Source organism: Streptomyces anatolicus, assembly GCF_019400875.1.
Classification (GTDB): Bacteria; Actinomycetota; Actinomycetes; order Streptomycetales; family Streptomycetaceae; genus Streptomyces; species Streptomyces anatolicus.
Window position 1 is genome coordinate 1 of the sequence record NZ_WMBF01000773.1, and the last position, 1,837, is coordinate 1,837.

Annotated in this window: 2 protein-coding genes; both read right to left on the reverse strand. The window is 69.3% G+C overall.

Going from position 1 to position 1,837, the window contains the following annotated elements; genetic code table 11:
• Nucleotides 1–28: 28 nt before the first annotated feature.
• Nucleotides 29–1,429 carry a DUF1996 domain-containing protein gene (locus GKQ77_RS32325; RefSeq protein WP_219692700.1) on the reverse strand — a complete coding sequence of 467 codons (1,401 nt, stop codon included), beginning with the start codon at nt 1,427–1,429 and terminating at the stop codon, nt 29–31.
• A 42-nt stretch (nt 1,430–1,471) separates the two neighbouring features.
• Nucleotides 1,472–1,837, reverse strand: a 366-nt coding sequence (locus GKQ77_RS32330) for a response regulator transcription factor (RefSeq protein WP_219692701.1), incomplete at its 5' end; no start/stop codon positions are given.

Consider the following 1,837-nt stretch of genomic DNA (forward strand, 5'->3'; position numbering starts at 1 on the left):
ACCGACGGGACGGGGGCAGGTGGAGACGTCAGGTGCAGCGCTGCCCGGAGTTGACGCAGTCCGCGACGCGCCGCATCAGCCGCTCGTCGAAGACGTTGATGAAGTCGCCGTGGTCGGTGACGGGCTTGTGCAGCTGCTCGGGGAACGAGTCGACGGCGAAGCCGGGCCCCGGCGGCACGTCGTACACGACGCGCTGCACCAGCTGCGGGATGGCCTTGAAGCCCTGCGGGCAGGCGCCCGTGCGCTGGTCCGCGAAGGCGACGTGGGTGCGGTGGTTGGCGCTGTCGGTGTTCCGGCCGTCCCAGCAGCTCTGGAAGTTGAACGTCCGGACGACCTTGCTGCCCTCGGGGCAGATCGGGTACTTGTCCTTCAGCTGCCGGTCCTCGAATCCGGTGCAGCTCCACGAGGCGTTGGCGTTGGCGTCGCCGTTCGTGAACGCCTTGGCGTCACCGGTGATGATCCGCAGGAAGCGCGGCATCGCGACGACCTTGCTCCGCGGATTTCCGACGAAGTTCAGCGTGACCGACGACGGGGTCTGGATCTCGCCGACGTTCTGGTCCTTTCCGCCGCCGTCCGCCTGGGCGTCGGCCTCGTTCTGGCCGTTCTGGAGCCGCAGGACGGGCCAGTAGTACGTCGACTTGTCGCCCTGGTTCCGGCAGCTCGTCCGGCCGTTCGCGAGGTCGTCGTCGCCGGAGAAGGCGTCCGTCGCCTGGTTCCCCACGTAATCGTGCATGTGGTGAGCGCCATTGCTCACGCCGGGCGCGACGATGACGTTGTCGGGGTTGAACTTGCCGTTCTCGTTCCGCCCGCATTTCGTGGTGAAGGTGCCGCGGGATGCGCCCCGCTGATTCCGGGGGCGGTTGACGTTCGGCTGTACGGACTCGATCTCGACGAAGTCATTGGCCTGGGGGCCATTGCCACCCTGGCCCTGCCCCTGCTGGCCTTGCTCGCCCTGCTGACCTTGTTGCCCCTGCTGACCCTCCTGGCCCTGCTGGTCGACGGCGCGCAGGGTGCAGGGCGCCATGCTGTCGAGGCGCTCGGGCCGTTGCCCCGCCTGGTCCATGGCGTCCGCGATCTCGCCGAGCGTGCCCTGGCGCCGCTCCTCCAGCGGTGCGAGTACGGACTCCTTGTCCCGCGCCGTGCCGAGCTGGTCGTACGCCCGAGTGATCTGAGTGTCGAGTTCCGCGAGCCGGTCGTCGACCTTGCCGCGCGCGCCCTGGGGAACGTCCGTCAGGCGATTCGCCACATCAGGACAGCTGATGGTCGAGACGGGCAGGCCGGACGCCTGCGGAGGGGGCTGGTCGGCGCCCTCCCCGGCGTTCGCGTAGACGTTCACGGCGATCAGACCGCCGCCGCCCATGACTACAGCCGCTGACACGGCGACCAGGCGCCGCGCGAGCTTTGATCGTTTTCGTGATGTGCGTCCCATGGGGCTACATACGCATCAGCGGCCCGGCGCGTTCAGGCGCGTTCAGCGCCCCTGGTCCAGATAGGCGAGCACGGCGAGCACGCGCCGGTTGTCGTCGTCGGAGACCGGGAGACCGAGCTTGCCGAAGATGTTCGACGTGTGCTTGGCGATCGCCCGCTCGGTGACGACGAGTTGGGAGGCGATCGCCGCGTTCGACCGGCCCTGCGCCATGAGTTCCAGGACCTCGCGCTCACGCGGGGTGAGCGCGCCGAGCGGCTGGTCGCTGGAGCGCCGGGAGAGGAGCTGCTGGATCACCTGGGGGTCCATCGCGGTGCCGCCCGCCGCGACCCTGCGTACGGCGTCGATGAACTGCGCGGCGTCGAAGACCCGGTCCTTCAGGAGATAGCCGACGCCCCCCGTCCCGTCGGC